Annotated in this window: 16 protein-coding genes; 7 read left to right on the forward strand and 9 right to left on the reverse strand. The window is 60.6% G+C overall.

Going from position 1 to position 19,446, the window contains the following annotated elements; translation table 11 throughout:
- Window positions 1–97 precede the first annotated feature (97 nt).
- From AAEZ09_RS07785 to AAEZ09_RS07805, 5 genes are all read left to right on the forward strand, one after another.
- On the forward strand, window positions 98–394 hold the full coding sequence (locus AAEZ09_RS07785; protein WP_045059939.1) for a hypothetical protein: 297 nt from the start codon (window positions 98–100) through the stop codon (window positions 392–394).
- 276 nt (window positions 395–670) lie between these two features.
- Window positions 671–2,476, forward strand: coding sequence for a phenylacyl-CoA dehydrogenase (locus AAEZ09_RS07790; RefSeq protein WP_350598910.1), 1,806 nt, complete (start codon window positions 671–673; stop codon window positions 2,474–2,476).
- Window positions 2,477–2,707: 231 nt separating this feature from the next.
- On the forward strand, window positions 2,708–3,997 hold the full coding sequence (locus AAEZ09_RS07795; RefSeq protein WP_350598912.1) for a GGDEF domain-containing protein: 1,290 nt from the start codon (window positions 2,708–2,710) through the stop codon (window positions 3,995–3,997).
- 90 nt (window positions 3,998–4,087) lie between these two features.
- Window positions 4,088–5,884: an acyl-CoA dehydrogenase C-terminal domain-containing protein gene (locus tag AAEZ09_RS07800; protein WP_350598915.1), complete on the forward strand. Its 1,797-nt coding sequence runs from the start codon at window positions 4,088–4,090 to the stop codon at window positions 5,882–5,884.
- Between the two features lie 188 nt (window positions 5,885–6,072).
- Entirely contained in the window at window positions 6,073–7,851 is a 1,779-nt protein-coding gene (locus AAEZ09_RS07805) for an acyl-CoA dehydrogenase C-terminal domain-containing protein (protein ID WP_350598917.1), read from the forward strand.
- Window positions 7,852–8,089: 238 nt separating this feature from the next.
- Here the strand turns inward: AAEZ09_RS07805 and AAEZ09_RS07810 are convergent, their stop codons facing one another.
- Window positions 8,090–8,986, reverse strand: coding sequence for a LysR family transcriptional regulator (locus tag AAEZ09_RS07810; RefSeq protein WP_045059944.1), 897 nt, complete (start codon window positions 8,984–8,986; stop codon window positions 8,090–8,092).
- A 169-nt stretch (window positions 8,987–9,155) separates the two neighbouring features.
- Between AAEZ09_RS07810 and AAEZ09_RS07815 the strand changes: the two genes are divergently transcribed.
- Both AAEZ09_RS07815 and AAEZ09_RS07820 read left to right on the forward strand, forming a co-directional pair.
- Window positions 9,156–10,439 (forward strand): aspartate aminotransferase family protein, encoded by a 1,284-nt coding sequence (locus AAEZ09_RS07815; RefSeq protein ID WP_045059945.1) that lies wholly within the window; start codon window positions 9,156–9,158, stop codon window positions 10,437–10,439.
- Window positions 10,440–10,633: 194 nt separating this feature from the next.
- Window positions 10,634–10,792 carry a YqaE/Pmp3 family membrane protein gene (locus AAEZ09_RS07820; protein ID WP_033050408.1) on the forward strand — a complete coding sequence of 53 codons (159 nt, stop codon included), beginning with the start codon at window positions 10,634–10,636 and terminating at the stop codon, window positions 10,790–10,792.
- Between the two features lie 90 nt (window positions 10,793–10,882).
- On the opposite strand, the gene AAEZ09_RS07825 is transcribed toward AAEZ09_RS07820, so the two are convergent.
- From AAEZ09_RS07825 to AAEZ09_RS07860, 8 genes are all read right to left on the reverse strand, one after another.
- Window positions 10,883–12,712: a S9 family peptidase gene (locus tag AAEZ09_RS07825; RefSeq protein ID WP_350598920.1), complete on the reverse strand. Its 1,830-nt coding sequence runs from the start codon at window positions 12,710–12,712 to the stop codon at window positions 10,883–10,885.
- Window positions 12,678–13,820, reverse strand: coding sequence for a pyrroloquinoline quinone biosynthesis protein PqqE (gene pqqE, locus AAEZ09_RS07830; RefSeq protein ID WP_163019526.1), 1,143 nt, complete (start codon window positions 13,818–13,820; stop codon window positions 12,678–12,680). Before pqqE ends, AAEZ09_RS07825 begins: the two co-directional genes overlap by 35 nt.
- Window positions 13,821–13,824: 4 nt before the next feature.
- Complete coding sequence (gene pqqD, locus AAEZ09_RS07835; RefSeq protein ID WP_045059948.1) at window positions 13,825–14,100, reverse strand: pyrroloquinoline quinone biosynthesis peptide chaperone PqqD; 276 nt, start codon at window positions 14,098–14,100, stop codon at window positions 13,825–13,827.
- Entirely contained in the window at window positions 14,097–14,849 is a 753-nt protein-coding gene (gene pqqC, locus AAEZ09_RS07840; protein ID WP_045059949.1) for a pyrroloquinoline-quinone synthase PqqC, read from the reverse strand. The genes pqqD and pqqC overlap by 4 nt, the downstream gene beginning before the upstream one ends.
- A 101-nt stretch (window positions 14,850–14,950) precedes the next feature.
- On the reverse strand, window positions 14,951–15,862 hold the full coding sequence (gene pqqB / locus AAEZ09_RS07845; protein WP_045059950.1) for a pyrroloquinoline quinone biosynthesis protein PqqB: 912 nt from the start codon (window positions 15,860–15,862) through the stop codon (window positions 14,951–14,953).
- A 76-nt stretch (window positions 15,863–15,938) separates the two neighbouring features.
- Window positions 15,939–16,013 (reverse strand): pyrroloquinoline quinone precursor peptide PqqA, encoded by a 75-nt coding sequence (pqqA, locus tag AAEZ09_RS07850; protein WP_009045898.1) that lies wholly within the window; start codon window positions 16,011–16,013, stop codon window positions 15,939–15,941.
- Between the two features lie 156 nt (window positions 16,014–16,169).
- Window positions 16,170–18,596: a pyrroloquinoline quinone biosynthesis protein PqqF gene (gene pqqF / locus AAEZ09_RS07855; RefSeq protein WP_350598922.1), complete on the reverse strand. Its 2,427-nt coding sequence runs from the start codon at window positions 18,594–18,596 to the stop codon at window positions 16,170–16,172.
- A 48-nt stretch (window positions 18,597–18,644) separates the two neighbouring features.
- Complete coding sequence (locus AAEZ09_RS07860; protein ID WP_045059952.1) at window positions 18,645–19,439, reverse strand: carbon-nitrogen hydrolase family protein; 795 nt, start codon at window positions 19,437–19,439, stop codon at window positions 18,645–18,647.
- Window positions 19,440–19,446 lie beyond the last annotated feature (7 nt).

The raw sequence follows: 19,446 nt of genomic DNA on the forward strand, positions 1-19,446 counted from the left end.
TGACAAGGCACTGTGCCATTAGTGTTTTTGTCGGGTCTTTTGCCGGCAGGTCTGCTTCAATGAGGGTTGTTGATCCTTCACAAGGACGGATTCTGCGATGGAAATCTCAGGTAACAGCGCTTTTTATGCCGGGCTGGGTACGGTTCAAGCCGGGCAGAACCGCATCGACCAGGCTGCCGGGCAAATTGCCAACACCAGCCTCGAGCGGTCGGCGCTCAGTCAGTCTTCCGAACTCCAGGCCGGGCGCCTGCGTTCGGTCGATAGCAGTCAGCAGTCGGATGTGGCCAGCAACCTGATCGAAATGTCCCAGGGCAGGCTTCAAGCTGAACTGGGTGTGAAGGTGGCCAAGGCTTCCGATGAAATGCTCGGAACGTTGATCGATACTTATGCCTGAATCGCCTCTCCTGCTACAAGCCTGACGCCGCGCCTCCGTGCGGCGTTTTTGTGCGTAAGTCCTTCTCCCTCAACTAATCTTTCATGTACCCCGCTGCATGCGCCAGCGGCCGGATTCGGCTGCGTGTTGAAAATGTCGTAGCCATGATGACGAACGGCAAAAGATCGGCGCTTGACAAGTTTTGGTCGTAAACGTATGTTTCAAACAACTGTTTGACCGCCACAAGAAATCAACGCGGTCGTTCATCCCCGGTTACATCAGCAGAGGTTTATCGCTATGCCTGACTACAAGGCCCCCTTGCGTGATATTCGCTTCGTTCGTGACGAGCTGCTCGGCTACGAAGCGCACTATTCGAGCCTTCCGGCTTGCGCAGACGCGACTCCGGACATGGTTGACGCCATTCTCGAAGAGGGCGCCAAGTTTTGTGAGCAGGTATTGGCTCCGCTGAACCGCGTGGGTGACACCGAAGGCTGCACCTGGAGCGAGTCCGGCGTTAAGACCCCGACTGGCTTCAAAGAGGCTTACAAGCAATTCGTCGAAGGCGGCTGGCCGAGCCTGGCTCACGACGTGGCGCACGGCGGCCAAGGCTTGCCGGAGTCACTGGGCCTGGCAGTCAGCGAAATGGTCGGTGAAGCGAACTGGTCGTGGGGCATGTACCCGGGCCTGTCCCATGGCGCGATGAACACCATTTCCGAGCACGGCACGCCTGAGCAGCAAGAGGCTTACCTGACCAAGCTGGTGTCTGGCGAGTGGACCGGTACCATGTGCCTTACCGAACCACACTGCGGTACCGACCTGGGCATGCTGCGCACCAAGGCCGAACCTCAGGCCGACGGTTCCTACAAAGTCTCCGGCACCAAGATCTTCATCTCGGCCGGCGAACACGACATGGCCGACAACATCGTCCACATCGTGTTGGCACGCCTGCCGGATGCACCGGCTGGCACCAAGGGCATTTCGCTGTTCATCGTTCCCAAGTTCATGCCGAACGCTGACGGTTCGATCGGCGAACGCAACGCTGTGACCTGTGGTTCCCTGGAACACAAGATGGGCATCCACGGTAACGCCACCTGCGTGATGAACTTCGACGCGGCCACCGGCTTCCTGATCGGCCCGGCGAACAAAGGCCTGAACTGCATGTTCACCTTTATGAACACCGCACGCCTGGGTACCGCGCTGCAAGGTCTGGCACATGCCGAGATCGGCTTCCAGGGCGGCCTGAAATACGCTCGCGATCGCTTGCAAATGCGCTCGCTGACTGGCCCGAAAGCACCGGAAAAAGCTGCGGACCCGATCATCGTGCACCCTGACGTGCGTCGCATGCTGTTGACCATGAAGGCCTTCGCTGAAGGTAACCGTGCAATGGTTTACTTCACTGCCAAACAGGTCGACATCGTCAAATACGGCGTAGACGAAGAAGAGAAGAAGAAAGCCGACGCACTGCTGGCGTTCATGACCCCGATTGCCAAGGCCTTCATGACTGAAGTCGGTTTTGAATCGGCCAACCACGGCGTACAGATCTATGGCGGCCACGGCTTCATCGCCGAGTGGGGCATGGAGCAGAACGTTCGCGACAGCCGCATTTCGATGCTGTACGAAGGCACCACCGGTATCCAGGCCCTCGACCTGCTGGGCCGTAAAGTGCTGATGACCCAAGGCGAAGCCCTCAAAAGTTTCACCAAGATTGTCCACAAGTTCTGCCAGACCAACGAAGGCAACGAAGCCGTCCAGGAGTTTGTCACCCCGTTGGCTGCGCTGAACAAAGAGTGGGGCGAGTTGACCATGAAGGTCGGCATGGCCGCCATGAAGGACCGCGAAGAAGTCGGCGCCGCTTCGGTGGATTACCTGATGTACTCCGGTTACGCCTGCCTGGCCTATTTCTGGGCTGACATGGCGCGCCTGGCTGCCGAAAAACTGGCTGCCGGCACTTCCGACGAGGCGTTTTACACCGCCAAGCTGCAGACCGCGCGCTTCTACTTCCAGCGCATCCTGCCGCGTACTCGTACGCACGTGGCAACCATGCTGTCGGGTGCTGGCAACCTGATGGACATGAAAGAAGAGAACTTCGCACTGGGCTACTAAGCCTCGGGCGGGTCCGAAAAAACCGCTGCTTCCTCGGGAGCAGCGGTTTTTTTTGTGCCTGTCATTTGCCGGGAGCAGCCAGGCGACGCATAAATATTTGCCCCGATCCATCAAGAAATGCACCTTTGGAGCCGTTATAGAAGATGGCCATATGACATCCCTTTCGGCGCTGTGTTTTACTGCAATCATTCACGCGCACTGCCATCAACCTTAACAGGCTGGAACTTACCCTTGCCGCGTCCATCCGCTGTACGTCTCAGCCATTTCCTGCCTTCATTGCTGCTCTTGATTGCGGGGCTCTCGACTGCTTACGTCAAGGATCTCAACGTCTTTTTCACTTCGCTGTTCAATGTGTTGCCAACCCTGGTATTGCTGCTCGGCGGCGCCTATTGCGCGGTCTATCGGCGCCAGCGCGAATTGTTCCTGATGTTGACGGTGTACATCGCCTACTATCTGCTCGACACCCAGACCGACTACTACCGCGACAACGGCAAAGTCCGCGATGATGCGGCGGTGGTGTTTCATCTGTGCTGCCTGTTACTGCCGCTGCTGTTCGCAATCTTCGCCGCCTGGCAGGAGCGCACTCATCTATTCCAGGACATGCTGGCGCGCTTCGCGGTTTTACTGGCCGTTGGCAGTGTCGCGCTGGCGCTGGAGCAAAGTTATCCCCAGGCCCTGCTAATGTGGCTGGCGGAAATTCGCTGGCCCGCCGTGCACGGCGCCTGGATGAGCCTGATCCAGTTGGCCTATCCGGTGTTTATCGCGGCTTTCCTGCTGCTGGCGTGGCAATACTGGCGTCACCCCAGGCCTCTGCATGCCGCGCAATTAGTCGGCCTGCTTGGCCTGTTCTGGATGTTACCGGAGACGTTCATCCTGCCGTTCACCCTGAACATCATGTGCAGCCAGGTGATGCTGATGATCGCGACGGCGGTGGCCCATGAAGCCTATCAAATGGCCTTTCGCGACGAGCTCACCGGCCTGCCGGGTCGGCGCGCCCTGAACGAACGCATGCAACGCCTGGGGCGCAATTATGTGCTGGCGATGAGCGACGTCGATCACTTCAAGAAATTCAACGATACCCATGGCCACGATGTCGGCGATCAGGTGCTGCGGCTGGTGGCCAGCAAGCTGTCGAGGGTCGGCGGTGGCGGGCGGGCGTATCGTTATGGTGGAGAGGAATTTGCCGTGGTGTTCGCCGGGAAAACCCTGGAGGAATGTTTGCCGCATCTGGAGTTCATCCGCGAATCCATCGCCACCTACAATATCCATCTGCGTAACCAGGACAGCCGCCCCCAGGATGATCAACAAGGACGCCAGCGGCGTGCGGGGGCGAGCGCGTCGAGTGTGTCGGTGACGGTCAGCATCGGCGTGGCCGAACGGCTGGAGCAGCGCACGCCAGATCGCGTGCTCAAGTCGGCGGACGAGGCGCTTTACAGCGCCAAGGGCGCGGGACGAAACTGCGTCGTGGTCTTTGGGCAGAACCGCCGGGGCGCGGTGCGCATGGAAGCCGCTACGGATTGAGTGATGATGGCGCATTCAGCGTCTGGACTGTGATTGTCCGGCGGGTTCGGCGGCAGTAGGTTGCAATGATCTGCTGCCGGAGAAATGACCATGCCCGAGTACAAAGCTCCCCTGCGCGACATGCGCTTTCTGATCGACCACGTCTTCGACTTTCACAGCAACTACGCGGCCCTCGGTGCCACTGACGCCAGCCCGGACATGGTCAGTGCGATCCTCGAAGAGGGCGCGAAATTCTGCGAGAACGTGCTCGCACCGCTCAACCGCAGCGGTGACGAAGAAGGCTGTCATTTCGACAAGGGTGTGGTGACTACGCCGGCAGGCTTCAAGCAAGCCTTCGCGCAATACGTTGAAGGTGGCTGGCACGGCCTGGCGGCGGATCCGGCGTATGGTGGCCAGGGTTTGCCCAGCTCCCTGGGGCTGGTGATCAGCGAGATGGTCGGTTCCAGCAATACGTCCTGGGGCATGTACCCGGGGCTGACGCACGGCGCCATGTCGGCGATTCACGCCCACGGCACTCAAGAGCAGAAACAGACCTACCTGAGCAAACTCACCGCAGGCCAGTGGACCGGCACCATGTGCCTGACCGAAGCCCACTGCGGCACGGACCTGGGCATCATCAAGACCCGCGCCGTGCCTGCAGAGGATGGCAGCTATGCAGTCTCTGGCAGCAAGATCTTCATTTCGGCCGGCGAGCATGACCTGAGTGACAACATCATTCACCTGGTACTGGCGAAGCTGCCGGATGCACCCGCCGGCACCAAAGGGATCTCGCTGTTCATCGTGCCCAAGTTCCTCCCCGATAGCCAAGGTGAAGCCGGCGAGCGCAACGGCGTCACCTGCGGTTCTATCGAGCACAAGATGGGCATCAAGGCCTCGGCCACCTGCGTGCTGAACTTCGATGGCGCCACGGGTTACCTGATCGGCGAGCCGAACAAGGGCCTCAACTGCATGTTCACCATGATGAACCACGCCCGTCTAGGCACTGGCATGCAGGGGTTATGCCTGGGAGAAGCGAGTTTTCAGGGCGCCATCAAGTACGCCAACGATCGCCTGCAGATGCGCTCGCTGACCGGACCGAAAGCACCGGACAAGCCCGCCGATCCGATTATCGTGCACCCCGATGTGCGCCGCATGCTGCTGACCATGAAAGCCTTCAACGAAGGCAATCGGGCACTCACCTATTTCACCGCGCAGTTGCTGGACGCCGCGCACTTGAGCGCGGACGCAACGGCGCGACAGGACGCCGAGGACTTGCTGGCGTTCCTGACACCCATCTGCAAAGCCTTCATGACCGATACCGGCCTGGAGGTTACTAACCTCGGCATGCAGGTGTACGGCGGCCACGGGTTTATCCGCGAGTGGGGAATGGAGCAGTTGGTGCGGGACTGCCGCATTGCGCCGATCTATGAAGGCACCAACGGCATCCAGGCGCTGGACCTGCTGGGGCGCAAAGTGCTCGGCAGCCAGGGCAAGTTGCTGCGGGGCTTCACCAAGGTCGTGCACAAGTTCTGCGTCGCCAACGCCGCGCATCCTCAGTTGTCCAGCTACGTGGCGCAGTTGAACGATTTGAACCGGCAATGGGGCGAGGTGACCACCCAGGTGGGCATGGCCGCCATGAAAAACCCCGACGAAGTCGGCGCCGCCTCTGTGGATTACCTGATGTACAGCGGCTACATCATCCTTGGCTATCTGTGGTTGCGCATGGCGCTGGTCGCGCAGGCGCAGCTGGACGAGGGCGGCGGCGATGCCGATTACTGCCGGGCTAAACTGGCCACCAGCGAGTTCTACTTCAAGCGCCTGCTGCCACGAACAATGGCTCACCGGGCGGCTATCGAGGCGGGTAGCGACTGCCTGATGAAATTGCCGGCGCAATTGTTTGCGCTATAAGTCGTAAAGATCGCAGTCTTCGGTAGCTCCTGCGGGGGCCGGGTGGTGGCTGCGACGTGGTTTTCGGTGACCAAAAATTACAAAATAGTCACAAGCTGACGCTATGTGTCGTAAAAGTTGTTGGGGTACACTCGATTCAACCGAAATACTTTCCGTGAATCAACTGTAAAGATCCTGCGAGGTTTGCCATGGCTGACTACAAAGCGCCCCTGCGCGATATGCGCTTCGTTCTCAATGAAGTGTTCGAGGTCGCCAAACTCTGGGCCGAGTTGCCTGCGCTGGCCGACACCGTCGACGCGCAAACCGTAGAGGCCATTCTCGAGGAAGCCGGCAAGGTCACCAGCAAAAGTATCGCACCGCTCAGTCGTGCGGCCGATGAAGAAGGTTGCCATTGGGCGGACGGTGCTGTCACCACGCCGGCAGGTTTCCCCCAGGCTTATCAGACTTACGCAGAAGGCGGTTGGGTCGGTGTAGGCGGTGATCCGGCCTACGGTGGCATGGGCATGCCCAAGGCGGTGTCTGCTCAGGTCGAAGAGATGGTCAACTCTGCCAGCCTGTCTTTCGGCCTGTACCCGATGCTGACCGCCGGCGCCTGCCTGTCGATCAATGCCCATGCCAGCGAAGAGCTCAAGGCCGCCTACCTGCCGAACATGTACTCCGGTGTCTGGGCAGGCTCGATGTGCCTGACCGAACCGCACGCCGGTACCGACCTGGGGATCATCCGCACCAAGGCAGAGCCTCAGGCCGACGGTTCATACAAGGTCAGCGGCACCAAGATCTTCATCACCGGCGGCGAACACGACCTGACCGAGAACATCATCCACCTGGTGCTGGCCAAACTGCCAGACGCACCTGCGGGGCCCAAGGGTATTTCCCTGTTCCTGGTGCCCAAGTTCATGGTCAATGCCGATGGCAGCCTGGGCGCGCGCAACCCGGCCAATTGTGGGTCGATCGAACACAAGATGGGTATCCAGGCCTCCGCGACCTGCGTGATGAACTTCGACGAAGCCGTGGGTTATCTGGTCGGGGAGCCGAACAAAGGCCTGGCTGCGATGTTTACCATGATGAACTACGAGCGCCTGGGCGTCGGCATTCAAGGGCTGGCCACTGGCGAACGCTCTTACCAGAACGCCGTTGAATACGCTCGCGACCGCCTGCAGAGCCGCTCGCCGACAGGTGCGCAAAACAAGGACAAGGTGGCTGACCCGATCATCGTCCACCCGGACGTGCGGCGCATGCTGCTGACCATGAAAGCCTCGAACGAAGGCGGCCGTGCGTTCTCCACCTATGTGGCCATGCAGCTCGACACCGCCAAGTTCAGCGAGGAGGCGGTCACCCGCAAGCGCGCAGAAGACCTGGTGGCGCTGCTGACCCCGGTCGCCAAGGCGTTCCTGACCGACCTGGGGCTGGAGACTACTGTGCACGGCCAGCAGGTCTTTGGTGGCCATGGCTACATTCGCGAATGGGGCCAGGAGCAACTGGTGCGCGACGTGCGCATCACGCAGATCTACGAAGGCACTAACGGCATCCAGGCACTGGATCTGGTCGGCCGCAAGATCGTCGGCAGCGGCGGGGCGTTTTATAACCTGTTCGCTGACGAGATCCGTCACTTCACCGCGACGGCAAGCGCCGACCTTTCGGAGTTCACCAAGCCGCTCAACGATGCTGTGACAACGCTCGACGAGCTGACTGCCTGGCTGCTGGATCGTGCCAAAAGCAACCCGAATGAAATTGGCGCCGCCTCGGTCGAGTACCTGCAGGCATTTGGTTATGTGGCCTACGCCTATATGTGGGCGCTGATGGCCAAGGCCGCGTTCGGCAAGGAAAACCAGGATGATTTCTACGCGAGCAAACTGGGCACTGCGCGTTTCTACTTCGCACGTCTGCTGCCGCGTATTCATTCGTTGAGCGCTTCGGTGCAGGCGGGCAGCGAGTCGCTGTTCCTGCTGGATGCAGCACAATTTTAAAGATGTAACGTCATGTAAGCATTTGCTTACACGACGTGCTGCCGATCTGCCCTATGCGAAAATTGGATCCAGAGCTAATCTACTTCACATGGACGTCGCGCAGGAAGCGCAAAGCAACAACACGGACACGTAGGATTCTGCCAGGACGGCGGAGCGAAATGGATGTCAGGGAAACAGTCTGCAAAGCCCCGCTTCGGCGGGGTTTTCTTTGTCCGCAAGAAAATGCCGGCCTGCGCGCCTAACGCTCGGCCGGACCATTGATGACCTCTTCCAGCAGTGTACGCAACAAGGCCAGCGAGGCTTGTTGACGCTGCACATCGCGACACACCAAGCCTACTTTCAACGGCACCCGCGGCTCGGTCAACGGTTTCCATAGCAGTTCGTCGTTGCCCAGGGCCTTCTGTGAGCGTCCCGGAAGTACCGTGGCCAGGCGGGTGTGCGGCAGACTGTCGAGAATCCCCGCCATATTATTCAGTTCCGCCTGCACTTGCGGACGCCGCCCGAGATTGGCTAGCTGTGTCTGCCAGATCTGCCGCACCTGAAACTCCTCCCCCAGCAACAACATTGGCAGTTCGGCGGCCTGGCTCATCGAGACTTTCTTGAATTCACGCAACGGGTGATCCGCCGGGATGACCAGCGTCAGTTCATCTTCGTACAGCAATACCCCGTGCAAACCAGGCTGGCGGGGCGGCAGGTAGCTGATGCCGATATCCAGCGATCCATTGAGCAACCGTCGTTCTATTTCCAGGCCGGTCAATTCATAGATCTGCACCACCAGGTGCGGTTGGGCCTTGCGCACCCGTTCGAGCATCTGCGGCACGAGGCTGGTGTGGACGGTCTGCAATACGCCGATGGCCAGGGTACGCAGGGCCTGGCCCTTGAAGTTGCCCAACGCTTCGCGCGCGCGCTGCAAGCCATCGAGCAAGGGCAAAGCGTGGTTGTACAAGGTATGAGCGGCCAGGGTCGGCAGCAGGCGCTTGCTGCTGCGTTCGAAGAGGCTGACGTCGAGGTTTTCCTCAAGGTGACGGATCTGCTGCGACAGGGCGGGTTGGGAGATGGCCAGTCGCTCCGCCGCCCGGCCCACATGACCTTCTTCGTAGACCGCGACGAAATAGCGCAGTTGCTTGAAATCCATAAGTAACTCTTATCGAAAGTACTGCTAAATCGAAATGGTCGAATGTCGCCCATCCGCCTAGTCTAACCGCAATGAGAGGGCTTACAGGGCCAACGCGGACGATGAACACCGATTACATTGAAGTCATTTACATAGGCAATGCAAAAAACCTCCACCGAGGTGAAATCTGATGAATCTGTTCAAAATGCGTCGTGGTCTCCCGGACCTTGACGACCTCGCCCTGGACGCGATTGCGCCATCTACAACGGTTAACCCCTCCCGCGAGTACCTGATGCCCAGCGTCGAGCGCCCTCAGCAAGTATTCGTGCGCGGCCAGGGCTCCTGGCTGTGGGACAGCGCCGACCGGGCGTATCTGGATTTCACCCAGGGACGAGGTGCCAACAGCTTGGGGCATAGCCCTTCAGCGCTTGTGAGTGCGATTGCCGAGCAGGCGCAGGCGCTGATCAACCCCGGCTTTGCTTTGCACAACCGCGGCATGCTCAGCCTCGCCGCACGACTGTGCCAGCTCACCGGTAGCGACCAGGCGTACTTGCTCAACACCGGCACCGAAGCCTGCGAAGCGGCAATCAAGCTGGCGCGTAAATGGGGGCAGCGGCACCGTGCCGGAGCCTCGCGCATCATCGTGGCCAGCAATGCTTGCCATGGCCGCAGTCTCGCGACTATTTCGGCGTCGGACAGCTCGACGCTGACCAATCGGTTCGAACCGCAACTTCCAGGCTTCAGTCACGTTCCGTTCAACGACCTCGCGGCTCTGCATGCGGCTGTCGACGCCAGAACGGTGGCGGTTATGCTTGAGCCGATCCAGAGCGAAGCAGGCGTCATCCCGGCCACCGCGAATTACCTCAAGGGCGTCGAGCGTTTGTGCCGCGAGCTGGGTATTTTGCTGATCTTCGATGAAGTGCAGACCGGTCTAGGCCGATGCGGCCAGCTACTCGTGGAACAATCCTGTGATGTCCGTGCCGATATCGTCGTGCTGGGCAAAGGCTTGGGCGGGGGAGTACCGCTGGCCGCTTTACTCGCCCGAGGTACTGCCTGTTGTTTCGACCGGGGTGAGCTGACGGGGACCCATCATGGTAATGCGCTGATGAGCGCTGCGGGCCTGGCAGTAATGGATGCGCTGCAGGAACGTGGATTTCTCGAGCATGTCGTCACGGTCGGCCAGCACTTGCGCGAAGGCCTGGCGCGTCTGGCGCACCGTTACGGCCACGGCGAACTGCGCGGGCAAGGGCTGCTTTGGGGGTTGGATCTGTCCGACGACTCGGCCGAGGCAGTGGTCAAAGCCGCGCTGTACGAAGGCTTGCTGATCGACGCCCCGCAACCGGCTTGCCTGCGCTTCACCCCGGCACTCACGGTGAGCAAAGCCAACGTTGACGAGATGCTCCTGCGCCTGGCCCGTGCGTTCTCTCGCGTTCGCACCGCGCAACTGCAGTGCCGCAAAGGGATTGCCGTCTGACCAGACCCTTCCTGCAGGAATTTCCGAACCGTCTCGCGGTATAACGCATCGCCCCAGGCCTGATTTTTTTGGCGTGGGGCGTTTTTTTTGCCTGTATGGATGCGCTAAGCGTGGGAAGCAGTGAACCCTGACGAACGGCGCGGGTCGATTAGGTGTGCGGCTCACCGGAGCCTACTTCAATCAGGAGCTGACCCATGGATATCATTCGAATCATCATCGCCATTCTGTTGCCGCCACTGGGTGTGTTCCTGCAGGTGGGTTTTGGCGGGGCATTCTGGCTGAACATTCTGCTGACGCTGTGCGGGTATATTCCAGGGATCGTGCATGCGGTTTATATCATCGCCAAGCGTTGAGATGTGTTGCGTCAGTTATATTGCAATCGCCAGTCAGCTAGCGCCTACAGGTGTAGGCGCTAGCTGGCTGGCGATGCTGGCACTGCGGTGTCAGCACTTGTCCAGCCCCAGCACCCGCCGATAGAACAACCACTCCTGCTCCAGCGCGTGCGCCTGGTTGCTCGCCTTGCGAAAGCCGTGGCGCTCGTCCGCGTAGTAATGCGCTTCCACCACAATGCCGTTGTCCTGCAACGCCTTGACCATGTCACGGGTCTGCTGCGGTACCACCACGGCATCCAGTTCACCCTGGAAAAAAATCATCGGCACACCAATGTTGCTCGCATGCAGCAAAGGGGTTCGTGCGGCGTAGCGTTCGGCATCCTGCACCGGGTCGCCAATCAGCCAATCCAGGTAGTCACCTTCGAACTTGTGAGTGGCGCGGCCAAGGGCCACCGGGTCGCTCACGCCGTAAAGACTGGCGCCTGCGCGGAAGACGTGGTGAAAAGCCAGCGCACACAGGGTGGTGTAGCCACCGGCGCTGCCGCCGCGGATGAATGCCTGGTCACCGTCAATCAACCCGCTGTCGGCCAGATGGGAAACGACGGCACAGGCGTCTTCGACGTCCACTTCGCCCCAACTCAAATGCAGCGCCTGACGATAGGCTCGTCCATAACCGCTGCTGCCACGATAATTCAGATCGGCCACGGCGAAGCCGCGTTGCGTCCAATACTGGATTCGCGGATCGAGCATCGGATAGCAGGCGGAGGTTGGGCCACCGTGGATGAACACTACCAGCGGCGGCTTCGCCTCAGCGCTCATCGCCGGATAGAAGAAGCCATGGGCTTCACCCGTTCCGCTGGGGTAACGCAGGGTTTGCGCAGTGCTGATCTGATCGGCAGGCAGTGGCGCGATGCCACCGGCCAGCACGTTGAACTCGCCGGTGGCGCGATCGATGGCAATCACGGCTGATGGGCTGACCGGCGAAGCCGCGATGCAATAGATGAATTGCTCATCAAGGGCGAGATGCCGAAAGCGACTGTAGCCGCCCGTGAAATCTTTATCTTGATTGCCTGCCAGGCCCAGTTTGCCAAAACCTTCTTCGGTCCAGCTTGCCAGGTAGCTGTCGTCGGCCAGGGGCAGCCATGTACAGCCACCGAGCTGCCACGGCGCGGGGGCGTGATCGGCAGCGGCTGCGGGAAGTGGGTGAAGCCCGTCTTCGGCCTCGACCCAGGGCTGCCAGTAGCCGGCGCGATCGGTCAGGCAGGACAGGCGACCACGGGTATCGAAGCGCGGTTGCTGGAGTGATTCGTCGTTGCGCTGACCAGCCACGCAGCGCGGGCTGTTGAAACCGCCATCACTGTCGCGCTCGGCGACCATCAATCGGGTAGCGGTCCAGGGTTGATGCGGTCGGCTCCATTCGATCCACGCCAGGCGCCGGGCGCCTTTGCTCAGAGTTGGCGCGGCGTAGAAGTCGGCACCTTCTGCCAGCAGGTGACGGCTGCCGTTGGCAATATCGATGGCGACCAGTCGATGGCGGTCCCGGTGCTCCTCGACGGCCAGGACCTGGCCATCGGCGAACTGCAGGTCACCGTAACGGCATTCACCTGAAGTCAGCCCAACCGGGGTTTCACCGGCCAGCGACTGTCGATACAGTTGCTGGTCAGCCTCGTTGACGAAAACAATCCCGTCATCGGTCAGGCAGAACGCGCCGCCGCCATATTCGTAGACACGACTGCGCACGCTGAACCCGGCAGGCGTCAGGCAGCGGGCCTGACTATTGCGCCAATGCCAAATGCGACACGCGCCATCCTCAGGACGGTACTCGTTCCAGAACAAACCCTGGGAGCCGAGCTGCAGCTCCGCAAAGTCGACACCGGCGGCGACGGCCCTGGCGGCGCTGAAAGGCTCAGCTTTTGGCGATGAGGCGTGAGTTTCGTTCATTGCGAAAGGCCAGTTGTTCAATGGTTTGGGTCGCGTGCTCGGCTTCTTCGCGGGCCTTGAGAATCACGCCGTGGTGTTGCGACTTGCTGCAAACCGGGTCGGCATTGCTCGCGTCTCCGGTGAGCATGAAGGCCTGGCAGCGGCAGCCGCCGAAGTCCTTTTCTTTCTCGTCGCACGAGCGGCACGGTTCAGGCATCCAGTCGTAACCGCGAAAACGGTTGAAGCCGAACGAGTCGTACCAGATGTGCTGCATGCTGTGATCGCGCACGTTGGGGAACTGTACAGGCATTTGTCGCGCGCCGTGACAGGGCAGGGCGGTGCCGTCCGGGGTGACCGTCAGGAAGATACTGCCCCAGCCGTTCATGCAGGCTTTCGGACGTTCTTCGTAGTAGTCCGGCGTGACGAAGATCAGCTTGCACGGATGCCCTTCGGCCTCCAGTTTGGCCCGGTATTCGTTGGTGATGCGCTCGGCACGCACCAGTTGTTCCCTGGTTGGCAACAGGCCGACCCGATTGAGCTGCGCCCAGCCGTAGAACTGGCACGTTGCGAGCTCGACGAAATCGGCCTCGAGGGCGATGCACAGCTCGATGATGCGGTCGATCTTGTCGATGTTGTGCCGATGGGTCACGAAGTTCAGCACCATCGGGTAGCCATGGGCTTTCACTGCCCGGGCCATTTCCAGCTTCTGCGCGAAGGCCTTTTTCGAGCCGGCCAGCAAGTTGTTCACTTGCTCGTCGCTGGCTTGGAAACTGATCTGAATGTGGTCCAGTCCAGCCTTCTTGAAGTCGCTGATTTTCTGCTCGGTAAGCCCGATGCCTGAGGTAATCAGGTTGGTGTAGAAGCCCAGTTTGCGCGCTTCGGCGATCAGTTCGGCGAGGTCCTGGCGCACCAGGGGTTCACCCCCGGAAAAGCCCAGCTGCGCGGCGCCCATTTCCCGCGCCTCGCGGAATACCTTGATCCACTGTTCGGTGCTCAGCTCTTTGCCCTGCTCGGCGAAATCCAGGGGATTGGAGCAGTAGGGGCATTGCAGGGGGCAGCGATAGGTCAGCTCGGCCAGGAGCCAGAGAGGCAAGCCGATTTCAGGCTTGGGCGGTAACTTGTCCGACACGCCGTCAGGCAAGTTCGATCCAGTGCTGAGCACGGGCGACCTCCATGAATTGCTCAATGTCTTCACTAAGCTCGGGCACACCCGGGAACTGTGCGTCCAGCTCGGCGATGATCGTTGCCACGTCGCGCTCGCCGTCGATCAGGCCGCCAATCAGGGCGGCGCTGTCGTTGAGTTTGATCATGCCTTCGGGGTAAAGCAGCACGTGGCCTTTCTGCGCTGGTTCATATTGGAAACGGTAGCCCGGGCGCCAGGTGGGGGTTTTGCTGCGATCAAAACTCATAAGATGATTCCTTTATGCCAGACCCGTTGTGCGGTCACGCTGTGATACGGCGGGCGGTTCAGTTCGTAGGCCATGCTCATGGCATCGAGCATGCTCCAAAGAATGTCCAGTTTGAACTGGAGAATTTCCAGCATGCGCTCCTGGCCTTCCCGCGTCGTGTAGTGCTGCAGGGTAATCGCCATCCCGTGCTCGACATCGCGGCGTGCCTGGCCCAGGCGGGTACGGAAATATTCGTAGCCGGCAGGGTCGATCCACGGGTAGTGCTGCGGCCAGCTGTCGAGGCGCGACTGGTGGATCTGCGGTGCGAACAGTTCAGTCAAGGAACTGCTGGCGGCTTCCTGCCAACTGGCTCGGCGGGCGAAATTGACGTAAGCGTCCACGGCGAAGCGCACGCCGGGCAACACCAGTTCCTGGGAGCGCAGCTGGTCCGGATCGAGGCCAACGGCCTGGCCCAGGCGCAACCAGGCTTCGATCCCGCCGTCTTCACCGGGGGCGCCGTCGTGGTCGAGCAGGCGTTGTATCCACTCGCGGCGGATTTCGCGGTCCGGGCAGTTGGCGAGGATCGCCGCATCTTTGAGGGGGATGTTCACCTGATAGTAGAAGCGGTTGGCGACCCAGCCCTGAATCTGCTCGCGGCTGGCGCGACCTTCGTACATCGCCACGTGGTAGGGGTGGTAGATGTGGTAGTAGGCGCCCTTGGCGCGCAGGGCGGCTTCGAATTCGGTGGGGGACATCGGGGTGTCGGGCATTTCGGTTCTCCGGTGTTCGGTGGTGTCCGGGCTGGCCTCATCGCGGGCAAGCCTTGCTCATCCACTTTGGGAGCAAGGCTTGCCCGCGATGGGGCCGTCAGCTACAGCACAATACTCATGCCGTCATAGGCCACTTCAACCTTGCGCCGAACCAGCTCGGCACGCTGCGGCGAATCTTCATCGAGAATCGGGTTGGTGTTGTTGATGTGAATAAGCACCTTGCGCTGATCAGGCAGCTGTTCCAGCACTTCGAGCATGCCCCCCGGGCCGTTTTGCGCCAGATGGCCCATTTCCCGACCGGTGCGAGTACCAACGCCGCGACGCTGCATCTCGTCGTCATCCCACATCGTGCCATCGACCAGCACGCAGTCGCTGGAGGCCATGATCTCCAGCAACGGCGCATCGACCTTGCCCAGGCCTGGTGCATAGAACAGCTTGCCGCCGGTGTTCAGGTCTTCGACGATAAGGCCGATGTTGTCACCCGGATGCGGGTCGAAGCGGTGTGGCGAGTAAGGCGGTGCCGCACTGCGCAAAGGCAGCGGAGTGAAGCGCAGGTTCGGGCTGGAGGGGATACTGAAGCTGTGGTCGAGCTCGATGCGGTTCCAGCTCAACCCGCCGTTCCAGTGGGTCAGCATGGTGAACAACGGAAAACCTGTGCTCAGGTCCTCATGAACCATGTCCGTACACCACACCTGGTGCGGGCAACCTTCGCGCAGGCTGAGCAGGCCGGTGGTGTGGTCGATCTGGCTGTCCATCAGGATGATCGCGCTGATGCCCGTATCGCGCAGTGCGCGGCCCGGTTGCATCGGGGCGAAGCTCTGGAGCTGGGCGCGGATGTCCGGCGAGGCATTGCACAGCACCCAATTGACGCCGTCATCGGATATCGCGATGGACGACTGGGTACGCGCGGTGGCCTTCAGGCTGCCGTCGCGAAAGCCTGCGCAGTTCGCGCAGTTGCAGTTCCACTGGGGGAAACCACCGCCAGCGGCGGAACCTAGAATCTGGACAAACATGGCCGCTCCAACATTTCAAATCCGAAAAATAAAAACGCCCCGGTGAACCGAGGCGCTGAACCGCGAGAACAACTTATTAGCGGCTGGCGAAGTACATGGTGACTTCAAAGCCGATACGCAGGTCGGTGTAAGCAGGTTTGGACCAGGACATGGGAGTGCTCCTTCAGGTGGTTGGGACAGTTGAGATCTATACATATAGTCCACCTCCAGCTGGAGATGTTCAGATAGTTAGGTGGCTATGTTACTCAAAATTACAGAACTCTTGCCCGTGAAACTTTGAGAAAGCTCTTTGCAGCCTCGGTAATGATCATTTTGCCACTTGCCAGGGCAGGCCGGGAGACACAGCGCTGGCCAGGCAGCGCCACCCGCCGGTGGCCTCATCAACACTGCGGGCTGCATCTAGCAGGGCCTGTGAGTCTGTCGTTAAAAGTGCCCGCTGCAACTGCTCCAGGTAATCCGACGAGCGGCCGCCCAGTTTGCCCTGCCACAACAGTTCGCTGGCCTGGGACTGCTCCAGTGCAGTGATGTCGAACTGAGCCGCCAAGGCCTGGCGCTGGGTGTCGATGACTGCCTCGTCGATGCCCTCAAGCATCGCCGGCAGGTCGCTGATGAAGGCCTCGATGTGCTTGAGCAGCTCATGCGCAACGACGCTCGGCGATTGCACCCCGAAGACGATGCCCACCTGGCCATGCAGCTGCCGCAGCGCACTGAACACCGCATAACCCAGCTGCTGTTCCACGCGAAGGCGCTGGTAGAAGGGCGTCTGGCACAGGTGCGCGAGCAGGCGCCAGGCCGCCTCGTCAGCGATCTGCCGGGTAGCGACCGGACAGAACAGCAGCAGAGCGTGTTCACTGGAGTCTGTATCGATCTTCGTCCACAGGTGCTGGGTATTGATCGAAGCGGGTGCGGTCAATTGGGTGTCCGCCACGCCTGGCACGCGACTCAAGGGCAGGCCCATTGCCGCCTGGGTCTGGCTGGAAAGACCGGTGGCCAGCCCGTCCCAGCGCGCTCCCGCCCAGAGGTGCTGCAGGTCTGCCGATTCCTCGACTGGCTCCAGGCATTGCCCGGGCAACGCCTCGAGCAACTGTCGAATAGGCATCAGCGCCAGGCGCTTGGGCAGTTCCCGTGGAACATCGGTCTCGGCCTTTGTCAGGTCTTTCAGCGCATGCTCGAGGATGATCGGCATGGGGTCCTGCAGGCCGGTCATTTTCAGTAGCCATTGATTGCCGCAGGCACTGAAGGAGCAATCCACACCCGCCTGGCGCGCGTCTTCACGCAAGGTCAGAAGACGCTGTTCCAGGTTTGCCTGAAGCTCAGGCCGAGGGCTGGCTGCGAGCCGCCAGCGCAGATGGATCGCGCCTTCATCCGTATTGTCCGGCAACGCCTGGCTGAACTGCATGGGCGATTGTTCGCGGCGACTGCGCAAGCGATCCTGGGCAAAGGTACGCAGGCCGCGATGCTTGCTGGTCTGCCCACGAATCAGTCCGGCGCTGGGCGCTGCAGTTTCTGTTTGCAGGAACGGGTTGGGAAGTGGCAGTTGCCATGGCCCGCCGAACTTATCCACAGCGCCGATTTGAGCGAGGATTTGCTCAAGCGCGAGCGCTTCGTGGTCGCTTGTCCCGGCCTGTTCGCTGTCCAGTTGCGCCAGGCGCAGGGCGCTGCTGATTCGCTGCTGGCGTTGCAGCAGGGCGCTGAATTCGTCGCGCCATTGCGGCTGATGCTGCTGGGCGGCAAAAAAGCCCAGCCAGTTCTGCAGTTGCTCGCGAAGCACGAGCACCTGGTGCGGTTGAGTGGTCGTGAAGCCCAGGTGCAGCAACGCTTGTCCGGCGAATTGATACAGCGGCCTGGCGGTCAATTGTTCCGCCAGCCCAGCCTTGCGCAACTCTGCGAGGAACCCTGCGGGTTTGACCGCGTTTAACCAGTGACACAGGAACGCCAGCGCTTCGCGGGACGAACCAGGCAGTGCCTCGAACGCGAACAGCAGATCCACACGTCCTTCACCGGCCTGTTGATAACAGTTGCTTGCTGATTGCATCAGGGCGGCAGGCGCTGTTTGCGGGGCTTTTTCACCTTTGGCAACAGGTTGGGCGAACACCTCGGCCAACGCCTTCAAATCCTCGAGACTTTGCGGCCCCGCCAGGCTCAATGTCATTTGCCCGGCTTGATAGAAATGCTGATGGAAGTCCTGCAGCGCGCGCTGAAACTCAGGCCGCTCGACCGCCAGGCTGTCGCGATTGCCCGCATGGAATCCCCGCAACGGGTGAGTGGCCGACAGTCCTTCGAACAGCGCATGTTGTTGTTGCGCCGTCGCGTCCTGGGACCAGGCGACATATTCCGCGTGCAGCACTTCGCGTTCGCGCAACTGTTCGTCCAGGTTCATACGCGGGTGAGCGATCATGTCCGACAGGCGCTCCAGCCCACCGCTGAAAAGTGCTGGCGGCAGTTCGACGAAAAAGTCGGTGGTACGTTCGTTGGTGCGCGCATTGACCTGGCCGCCATGCCCTTGCACGTAGGCCATCAAGCCCTGGCCTGCGGGAAAACGCTCGGTGCCCAGAAAAAGCAGGTGTTCGAGAAAATGCGCCAGCCCAGGCCACGCCAGAGGCACGTCGTGACTGCCCGCATTCACCCGCAGCACAGCGGCGCAGCGCTTGAGATGCGGCGCGTGGCGCAGCGTCACCCGCAGGCCGTTGGCCAGGGTTTCAGTGTGGGGACGGGAGGGATTCGACGCAGGCATGAGCACTTCCAGTACAGAGAAGCGCTAATGCTAGCGGATAACGGTGGATCAGCGCTTGTTCAGGTCGCCATAAAGCTCGGGACGACGATCGATCAGGTAACGATTGGCCGCCCGGGATTGGAGCATCAACTGGCGATCCAGCTCGCCGACGATCAAGGCTTCATCCAGACCGGCCTGGGCCACGCGGCTACCATCCGGTGCGGCAATGCTGCTCTGGCCGCAGTAGTGAATGTCGCCTTCTGCCCCGCAGTAATTGGCATAGGCCACGTAGCACTGGTTCTCGTAGGCCCGGGAGCGGACCGTGACGTCGGCGATGAAGTCGTAAGGAATCATGTTCGCCGTCGGTACCAGGATCAACTCGGCACCTGCCAGGGCCAGGCGTCGAGCATTTTCCGGGAACTCCAGGTCGTAGCAGATCAGAAAGCCGAGCTTCCAGCCGTTGAGCTCCACCACCGGGAAGTCGTTGCCGCCGGCATTGAACATAGAGTGATCGAGGTCGCCGAACAGGTGCGTCTTGCGGTAGTTGCACAGGCGCTCACCGTGGGCGTCGATCAATTGCACCGAGTTGTAGATCTGCCCGTCCTCGGTGCGCTCGGGATAGCCATACAGGATGGCAATGCCGGCGGTTTTAGCGATGCGCGCGATTTGCTGCGCCGATTCACCGTTGTGCACTTCGGCCAGTACGCTGACGGCATCGATGCCAATGTTGTAGCCGGTCAGGAACATCTCCGGCAATACCAGCAAATCTGCACCCTTGGCCTCCAGTGCCAGTTGATGCAGACGCTGCAGGTTGCCGGCGACATCCAGTGGTAGTGGCGGGCATTGGTATAGAGCTACGCGCATTTGAACT

It is taken from the genome of Pseudomonas sp. 65/3-MNA-CIBAN-0223 (genome assembly GCF_040310425.1).
Lineage (GTDB): Bacteria > Pseudomonadota > Gammaproteobacteria > Pseudomonadales > Pseudomonadaceae > Aquipseudomonas > Aquipseudomonas gregormendelii.